The sequence below is a fragment of the Deinococcus marmoris genome, from assembly GCF_001949125.1.
GTDB classification, from domain to species: Bacteria; Deinococcota; Deinococci; order Deinococcales; family Deinococcaceae; genus Deinococcus; species Deinococcus marmoris_A.
Window position 1 is genome coordinate 1 of the sequence record NZ_MSTI01000187.1, and the last position, 8730, is coordinate 8730.

At 60.8% G+C, this 8730-nt stretch carries 9 protein-coding genes and 2 pseudogenes; 5 read left to right on the forward strand and 6 right to left on the reverse strand.

The genetic code is table 11. The features are described 5' to 3' along the window. Positions 1–394, reverse strand: a 394-nt coding sequence (locus BOO71_RS26135) for an IS3 family transposase (RefSeq protein WP_254843300.1), incomplete at its 3' end; no start/stop codon positions are given. A 161-nt stretch (positions 395–555) separates the two neighbouring features. Here BOO71_RS26135 and BOO71_RS26140 point away from each other — a divergent pair. From BOO71_RS26140 to BOO71_RS28985, 3 genes and pseudogenes are all read left to right on the forward strand, one after another. Next, a complete protein-coding gene (locus BOO71_RS26140) occupies positions 556–864 on the forward strand; it encodes a transposase (RefSeq protein WP_075837142.1) in 309 nt (102 codons plus the stop codon). Positions 865–875: 11 nt separating this feature from the next. After that, positions 876–1727, forward strand: a complete 852-nt coding sequence (locus BOO71_RS26145) for an IS3 family transposase (protein WP_254843301.1) — start codon at positions 876–878, stop codon at positions 1725–1727. 384 nt (positions 1728–2111) lie between these two features. After that, positions 2112–2252: pseudogene (locus tag BOO71_RS28985) on the forward strand (transposase); the annotation flags it as partial. Positions 2253–2334: 82 nt separating this feature from the next. Here the strand turns inward: BOO71_RS28985 and BOO71_RS26155 are convergent. Beyond that, positions 2335–3096 carry a DUF4386 domain-containing protein gene (locus BOO71_RS26155; RefSeq protein ID WP_083653861.1) on the reverse strand — a complete coding sequence of 254 codons (762 nt, stop codon included), beginning with the start codon at positions 3094–3096 and terminating at the stop codon, positions 2335–2337. A 399-nt stretch (positions 3097–3495) separates the two neighbouring features. Further along, the gene (locus tag BOO71_RS26160; protein ID WP_083653862.1) at positions 3496–4302 is read right to left on the reverse strand and encodes an NAD(P)-dependent oxidoreductase; all 807 of its coding nucleotides are present in this window, start codon (positions 4300–4302) and stop codon (positions 3496–3498) included. 157 nt (positions 4303–4459) lie between these two features. Between BOO71_RS26160 and BOO71_RS26165 the strand changes: the two genes are divergently transcribed. Continuing rightward, entirely contained in the window at positions 4460–5173 is a 714-nt protein-coding gene (locus BOO71_RS26165; protein WP_075837138.1) for a TetR/AcrR family transcriptional regulator C-terminal domain-containing protein, read from the forward strand. A gap of 11 nt (positions 5174–5184) precedes the next feature. Next, positions 5185–5667 (forward strand): annotated as a pseudogene (locus tag BOO71_RS26170) (IS6 family transposase); the annotation flags it as partial. A gap of 146 nt (positions 5668–5813) precedes the next feature. Here BOO71_RS26170 and BOO71_RS26175 read toward each other — a convergent pair. The 3 genes from BOO71_RS26175 to BOO71_RS26185 all read right to left on the reverse strand — a co-directional run. Next, positions 5814–6131 carry a UBP-type zinc finger domain-containing protein gene (locus BOO71_RS26175; protein WP_075837140.1) on the reverse strand — a complete coding sequence of 106 codons (318 nt, stop codon included), beginning with the start codon at positions 6129–6131 and terminating at the stop codon, positions 5814–5816. A gap of 44 nt (positions 6132–6175) precedes the next feature. Next, a complete protein-coding gene (locus BOO71_RS26180; protein ID WP_075837141.1) occupies positions 6176–7858 on the reverse strand; it encodes an FAD-dependent oxidoreductase in 1683 nt (560 codons plus the stop codon). Between the two features lie 572 nt (positions 7859–8430). Further along, positions 8431–8730: transposase family protein (locus tag BOO71_RS26185; protein WP_139323061.1), on the reverse strand; the 300-nt coding region annotated here is incomplete at its 5' end.

Sequence of the window (8730 nt, forward strand, 5' to 3'; positions counted from 1 at the left end):
CCGTGGCCAGGTACAGCCAACCCTCCTGGGTGGGTAAATACGTGATGTCCGTCGCCCATTTCTGATTCGGACCGTCGGCGGCAAAATTCCTGGCAAGAAGATTTTCTACGAGTGGATGCGAAGATTTCGCTTTGGTGGTTGTGCGGAACTTCCTCTTCCCACGCGCGACAAGCTCAGCTTGTCGCATGAGCCGCCCGATCCGCTGACGACTGATCTGCTCTCCCTGTTCGCACAAATCAGCTTTGATTCGCAGCGCACCGTACGTTCCCCGACTATCCTCAAAGCTCGTCCTGATTTTGGCCGTCAACACGCGGTCTTTCGTGATTCTCGCGTTCTCCAGCTTTCCCCGCGAAGCGTAGGACCCACTGATGCTGACTTCAAGAACCCGGCACATCAGTTCCACTGGAAACTCGTCCTGGTGCTGCTTGATGAAGTTGAAGATCAGGGCTGCTTGGCGAAGAAGCGGGCAAGCGTCCTCAAGGGGAGGAGTAGCCCCATGATCTTGCTAGGGTTTTGTGGAGGAGGGGTTCAGTCTGACGGACAATGGAGACTGACATGACTGCCAGCAAACACGAGTACACTGCCGAGTTCAAGGAAGAGGCCGTCCGTCTGGTGATCAGCAGCCAGAAGAGCTGCGCGGAAATCGCCCGAAATCTCGGCATCCCTCCCTACCTGGTGGTGCGCTGGAAGCAACAACACGAACAGAAGGGGGCGGCGGGCCGCCCCCAGTTCACCGGACGGGGGGTCCCGGCGCTCAGTGAGCAAGAAGCGCGCTTCAGGAAGCTCGAACGAGAACTCGAAATTACCCGTCAGGAACGCGATATTCTGAAAAAAGCCGTGGCCTTCTTCGCCAAAGAAAACTGATCTACCAGTTTATCGAGCAGCATCGTCATGAATTCCCGATCGAGTTGATGTGCAGGACGCTTGGCGTCGGGGTCAGTGGCTATTTTGCGTGGTGGAGAAGGCCAGAGAACCGCTACGTCCAGGCGGACGTGACCCTGACGATGTCGATTCACAAGATTCATCAGCAGAGCCGGGGCACCTATGGTGCCCCCCGCGTCCAGGCAGTCCTGGCAGACGAGGGGTTGCAGGTCAGTCGGGCGCGGATCACCCGGCTGATGAAGGCGGCAGGTCTCAGGGTACGCTGCAAACGGAAATTCCGCTCGACGACAAATTCCAAGCACCGCCATCCAATGGCCGAAAATCTCCTCAACCGTGAGTTCACTGCGGACCGGCCCAACCAGAAGTGGGTGACAGACATTACCTATTTGCCGACCCAGGAGGGCTGGATGTACCTGGCGGTGGTCATGGACCTTTTCTCCAGGAAGATTGTCGGTTGGGCGATGCGCAAGACGCTCCACACTGAGCTGGTCGTGGCCGCGCTTACGATGGCCCAGCGGATCCGACGCCCAGGACAGGGGATCCTCCACCACTCCGACCAGGGGGTTCAATACGCCAGCAGCGAGTATCGACATGCTTTGGAGCGCCTGGAGGCGCTCCAAAGCATGAGCAGAACGGGAGAATGCTGGGACAACGCCGCGATGGAGAGCTTCTTTGCCACCCTCAAGATGGAACTGGATCTCCACAAGGCACAGGGGAACCGCACTGACACGCGCAATTTGGTCTTCGAGTGGATCGAGGTGTTCTACAACCGCGAGCGGCGCCATTCCAGCCTGGGGTACCGCTCACTCACTCGATTTGAAGAACACCGGGCCAGACCGAACTGATCCTCCACTGACCCCTTGCAATATCAGGTGGCCTCTATGCGTCAATTAATCGGAATCCGTATTAAGCCCTAAATCAATAGCTGTCCGTCTGAGGTCTGACCAGTTGGGTAGAACGGTGTGTGCATCACGCTGCTTTTCAGATGTCAACCCGCGGCAATGACAGCTTGCGATCCCAGGTCATACTCAAGCTCCGGAGTCCTGCATGCGATGGTATCGGCGCGCTCCCAGGGTCGCTCGTGGGCGAAGAAGGGAAATTCCTCGACCATCCACCCATCCCAGAACGCCAGCATCTCTGCCGTGCTGCCGTCCCGCACCAACGCCCGCGCTTTGGACTGCTCGGTATCTGCCTGCACCCAGACCACGGCGTCAATCCAGGGCATCAGTTCGGTGCGGGCCGCGATGACCCTGCCCTGGAGCAATGGGCCGACGGGAGGGACCGTCAATAAAATCAAGCTGATCAAGCGCCAGATGTACGGGCGGGGATCATTTGAAACGCTCCGCCAACGTGTTTTGTTCGCGAGCTGACACGCTGCACGGAATCAACGGAAGAACCGCAAAACTGGGTCACCCTCCCCTTCTGCCTTGGAGAGCCAGATCCATATAAAATTCAGGCTCCAAGAAGCCGTACTCTCCAACGGGGAACGTCCACACCTTTAACCAAGAGCCACAGGGGAAACGCGACTTCCGCGATGGCGATAGGCAACGCGATGAACGGTGGTGTGGAAACGTACTGCGCGGTGAGCAGCAGCGCCGCGCTGTCAATCAGGTAGCCGAGGCCCGCCAGCACGAACAGTACGCCCAGGACGCGGGGCAAAAACCCGCACGTGTAAATCAGGTAGGCCAGTGCCAGCGCATGTAAGGAAAGAAACGCCGTTCCGATGGCAAACCCGTACCGGTGAGCATCCAGAAAAAGCATTCCCAGGGCCAGGCGCTCGCCTGAAGCCACCGCGCCGACAGACATGTTTCCGGTGAGCAGTGTCAAGGCGAAGAAGGAGTTCAGCAGGTTCAGGCCGTGAATCCCCGTCATGATCAGCCGGGCCACCGTAGCGATGAGGGCCACCGTCTTATTCACATGCCGGAAGAGCATGAACAGCATCACCGTCAGCACCACCTCGCTTAGAAGAATGATCAGCTCACCTCCCATGCTGCCCACCCGGTACAGAGCAGGTGAGGCAAGCAGATTGGCCGCCGTGGCCTGGGCGTCACCAGGAACGATCAATCTGGACGGCAGATAGAAATGAGTGAAACCAGCAACCCCGGCAATCAGCAGATACAGCAGGGCGATGACACGGCCATAGACCTTGAGGTTAAGGGGCGTGTCCCGTCCTGCGGATGGCAGAGCGGAAGATGTTGGCTGCGTCAGGGTCATGAAATGCTCCTAGAGGTGGGCGGTGGAGAGATGCTGGACAATCCGGTTGGACGGCGCGTCAACAGGCTGATTCGGCGGAAGCGCCGCCTCACTGCCAGCGATGACGCCACCTGAATGGATGACCTGTTCGCGGAACTGTGTCCGGAGAGACGCGTGTGAGGGATGGCGGGCTGACACACGTACGAGTGCTCTATCCCTACGGCATTATTAGGGTGATTGGCGCAAAAGCTGCCTGCGTGTTTACTACCAGCATGACCAGCAGGAGCACTCAGTGAGACGCTGAGCAGGGCTGGGAGGAGCAGTGACAAGATTCGCTTGGATCTGGGTTTCTCCTTCAAGCGGCGATTGACTGAGCGGCCTGCCAGAAATGAACGGACTGGGGGAACGTAGCAGCGGTGTTTATGCGCCCAGTAGTGTGGTGTGGTGGGTGAGGGCCGAGGCGCTGAGGCGGCCCACGATGGCTGGAGCCTGCCGCATCAGCGCCTCGTTCCCGATGGCCTCGATCATGAACAGGGCGAAGTCGGTGCGGCGCGTCAGGTTACTCGCAAGCACAGCGTCCCCAACATGTCCGCTCCACACGGGGACGCCCTGGCTCTCGCCTTCCTCCAGATCGCTGCCCCGCACCACCGTCCAGCGCGCAGAACTGGCGAAAACGTGATTGCACGCCTGCACCTGATCGTTTAGATCGCCGAAGCGGGTGAGCCGTCCCAGAACACCGAAAACTTTGACGATTGCCCGGAATTTCAAGGGATAGACATCCTGACCGTCGCGGCTAATATGCCACCCGCACGAGAAGATCAACCTCGCCTCTGGTGGGGCGTGCGCCAGGACAGCCTGCACGGTTCTCAGAGCGTACTGACGCATGCCGAAAGGCACCAGCACGGTGAGCACGGCGTCACAGCCCGCCACGGCCTGCCGGATGACGTTGGAATCGTCGTTCGGGCCGGTGATGATGCGAATGCGCGAACCGAAGTGGGCCAGCTTTACTGCGCTCTGCTCCCGGCACACGCCCACCACCTCGTATCCACGGTTCAGGGCGTGCTGGATCAGATACTGACCAAGTTTGCCCGAAGCGCCGACAATGCAGATCTTTTTGCGTGTTTCCGTTGTATCCGGGACGTGCTTGATTGAAATACCTGTGTCTACAGGGCCTGCTGCTAGGGCTGTCTCTTCCAATGATGGAGCCGGGTCTGTGCTGCTGTTCATCAATGTGCCCTCCTTGAAACCAGTGACCTCACTCGGCTCAATGTTCGGCATTTCCGCCTTACGCTGTAAGGTAGGGCTTACGGCGTAAGTCTGTCAAGTAAAGAATGATTACGCGCCCTGGCCCTTACGGTGCAAAACGGTTCAAACTGGAGAAGAGATGTTCACCCCACAGCCCACGACCACTGCACGCCGCTCACCTCTCAGTCGGGAAGAGGTCTTGCACGCCGCCATCCGCCTTGCCGATGAGGGCGGTATTGCGGAGCTGACCATGCGGAAGCTGGCTGATAAACTGGGCATTCAGGCCATGTCGCTCTACCACCACGTCGCTAACAAGGATGAACTGCTCGACGCGATGGTGGACGCCGTCTTCAGAGAGATTGAGGTGGTGACAGAGAACGCTCCCTGGAAACCCGCCATGCGCCAGCGGGCTGTCTCTGCCCGCCAGACCCTCCTGCGACATGCCTGGGCGCTAGGCATGATGGAATCGCGGGCCAATCCGGGCCAGGCCACCTTAGAGTGCCATGATGCGGTACTCGGCTGCCTGCGCCGCGCCGGGTTCTCGGTAGCGCTGGCGGCCCACGCTTTCTCGGTTCTCGACAGCTATATCTACGGCTTTGTGTTGCAGGAACTGAATCTGCCGTTTCAGAATCCAGACGATCTGCAGCGGGTGTCCGGAAGCATCCTCCAGAATCTGCCCGCCGACACCTACCCCCACTTGATGGAGATGATGACGGCGCACGTCTCGCAACCAGGTTATGCCTATGCCGATGAATTCATGTTCGGATTGGACCTCATTCTTGATGGGCTGGAGCAGGCCCTTGGAGTGCGTACGCAACCAGACGGTTGTGTTGCCTTAACTGGATCGGGATAGGTTAGCTCACCATGACCGATGCCAAGCCCTTTCGACACCGGTTTCCGATGTCGATCATCCAGCACGCTGTCTGGCTCTACCACCGCTTTCCCGTCAGCTACCGTGATGCCCAGGAATTGCTGCACCAGCGCGGCATCGAAGTCAGCCATGTGACGCTCCGCGAGTGGAGTCTCAAATTCGGCCCACTCTCTGCTGAAGGACTTCGACAGCGGGAACCCCGACGGGGTTCCCGCTGGCCTCTGGATGAGGTCTGTAAGAGCGTTGACGGCTTCCGGCATTGGTTATGGCGGGCCGTCGACGAGTACGGCTTCATGCTCAACATTCTTCTTCAGCGACATCGGGACACGGAAGCTGCAAAGACTTTCCTGACCCGGCTACTGGGTGAGTATGACGTCCCAGAGGTCATTCATACGGATCAGCTCAGGAGTTACGGAGCCGCGATCCGGGAGATCCCGAGCCTGGCTCACATCGACCACCAGCAGGTGATCTCCACAGATGACCGGACTGCACTGTGCTGGGGCGGGATGGCCAACGGGGTTGAGGTGATCGGGATCGGTGCGGCGGCGGAGCACCTCGGTACAGCGGCCAGTCACAGGGGCGGCCGACTCGGTGCAGCGCACGGCGCGCCTGTCACGTCCGCTCACTTGCGCCAGTCACCGCTCCACAGTGGGCCGCTGCCGGGTTCCACCGTCAGCTCGTCAATGTAACAGTACAGCCAATCCTCGCCGCGCTCCGCGCTCTGCATGACGGGGTGCCGTGTGGCGCGGAAGTGGGCGGTGGCGTGCTTGTTTTTGCTCGAGTCACAGCAGCCCACATGGCCGCACTCCAGGCACAGGCGCAGGTGAACCCAGGTATCGCCCAGTTTCAGGCACTCCTCGCAGCCGTGGGCGCTGGGGGCTACCGAGTCGGCGGTCACCGTGAGGTCAATCTGATCGAGGTGGGCGCAGGTCTGGGTCATGGGGAAACCTCCAGTAAAGGGTGAAAAGACGAATGGACTCGGGATTACGAATGGACTGTCTCGTCTTGGGCGGCCAGGTACTGATGGACCAGCGCAATGCCCATGCTGCCCTCGCCCACACTGGCCGCCACACGCTTGATGGACCCCCGCCGCACGTCACCCGCCGCGAAGATGCCAGGGACGCTGGTCTCCAGAAAGGAGGAACCGCGCTTCAGCGCCAAGTGTCCGGGCGCGGTCAGATCCGGGGCGTCTGCATCATTTCCGGTGTAGATGTACCCCTGCCCGTCTCGCCGCACCGCGTCTGGCAGCCAGTCCGTGTGGGCATCCGCGCCGATGAACACGAACAGACTGTCGGTTTCAACCTCCTGCTCCTGGCCCGTGCGGGTGTCGCGGATGGTCATGGCCTCCAGGTGCGCCGCGCCGCGCAGGGCCACCACTTCCCGGCGGGTACAGATGTCGACGTTGGCCTTGCCGCGCAATTGCTCGATCAGGTACTGCGACATCCCCTTCTCCACGCTGTCCGCACGGATCAGCAGCGTCACCCGTGCGGCGTAACTGGAAAAGTACAGGGCCGCCTGCCCTGCCGAGTTGCCGCCGCCGATCAGGTACACGGCCTTGCCGCGTGTACCGCGCGCCTCGGTGCGGGCCGCGCCGTACCACACGCCGCGCCCGGTCAACCGCCTGGCCCCGTCCAGGGCCAGCGTGCGCCACTCCACGCCCATGGTCAGAAGGACACTCCGCGCCCGCAGCGTATCGCCGCCGTCCAGCACGACCGTCTGGAAGTCCTGAGCAGGGCGCAGTTCCACGGCCTGGCGGGTAATGACCACTTCCGCGCCAAACCGCTTGGCCTGCTGCAAGGCCCGCTCACTGAGTTCGCCCCCCGAAATTCCGTTGGGAAAGCCCAGGTAGTTCTCGATGCGGCTGCTGGTTCCGGCCTGCCCGCCGGGGGCCTGCTTTTCTAATAGCAAGGTGGACAGGCCCTCAGAAGCTCCGTAGACGGCGGCGGCCAGACCCGCCGGACCGCCGCCCACAATGATCAAGTCGTATTCCCCGTGTGCCGGAGTCACCTGCAAGCCCACCCGCCGGGCCAGCTCACGCACGCGGGGCCGAACCAGCACCTCGCCGTCAGGCAGGACGGCCAGGGGCAACGGCTGTCCAAGTGCCTGTTCAGGAATCTGGTTCTTCAGCACCTCATCCATCGGGTCAAGCCAGCGAAACGGCACGCCGTTGCCGGACAGAAACTCCCGTAACCCAAAGCAGTCCAGATCGTTGTTCTGGCCCACCAGCAGGGTCATGGAGACGGGGGTTTCCAGAATCACGCGCTCCAGGGTGTCCACCCGCCGTGTCAGATTCGCCATCACCGCGCCCGCCACCGCGTCCGAGTGGGACAGCAGCGCCCTGAAGTCGGGCGCGTCCAGTCGGAGGACCCGTGAGGGCAGGGTGGCCTGAAGGCTGGCCGTCGCTGAAGATCCCAGGAGCAAGGGCAGCTCGCCAAACGAACTGCCCGTCCGGTAGGTTCCCAGGTGCTGAGGTGCTCCGGCCACCTCCTTGATCACCTCGATCTCACCCTCCAGTTGCACGAAGAAAGCGGCGGCGTCGCCCTCCCGGATCAGGTATTCGCCGGGATTCAAGCGCACATCCGCCGACACCTGCGCGATCTTGTGCAGGGTGGCGTCACTCAGGCTGGCGAACAGGTCCAGCGAGCGCAGCAAGTCGGGGGTGATCAAGGGGAGCCTCCTGGAAGAAATGTAGAAGAGCAGAGTACCAAAAGGAGCTTCCAGACGGGTGGAGAGCCTGGCAGGCCGTCACGCCTGCCAGACCAGGGTGACACCGGGAAGGTGATGCCTGGGCCAGGCCAATCAGCACCGAGCGACAGCGTTCTTAAACCGCCCTGCTCTGTTCTGGCCCCCGGCGTTGAACGGGTCGGCCCCGTGCAGTGCCTCTTTCCGCGTGGGAACGCCAGACCTGGCACGCTGGGTATCGGTGGTAGCCGGGGCAGACGGCTTCAATTGTCCATGCTGGCAACAAGCCGCTCGCCCTGCCCAGGAAACCTCCGGTGTTGGTCTCGGAAGTGCTGTCCCGACAGGTGCCAGGGATACACCATCTGACCTTGAGTTACAACGCCTCAGCATCATTGATCGCCACCGGAAGCCGTGGCTCCCCGTCGGCCGTCAGATCACTGGGCATGGCGATCGGGTGTGGGAGCGGAGGGGCAGCGGCGGTGGGAAGCGCCATCGGAATTCGCCAGATCTGATCAATACCTTCCGGTGTGAGGTCAACAATAGACCTCTTGCGAAAGTCAGGCACATTTAGCGGTGGCGTTGCAGATGGCGGCGATGAGGTTGACTCGGAGGCTGAACCGCTTTCGCCGATGGCGATACGTTTCCTTCAACACTCGAAAAATCTTGATCCGACGAATGACATGCTCAACAGCGATTCTGAAGCGTGCCAGTCGAAGATTTTCTGCTTTCTGTGCCGGAGTGAGCTTGCGTTTCTTGCTCGCTTTGTGCGGTGTACGGCACAGCGGGTGTTGGTGTTGAACGCCCTGATAGCCAGCATCGGCAACCAATTCAGTTTCAGGGTGAATGGCGGTCTGGGA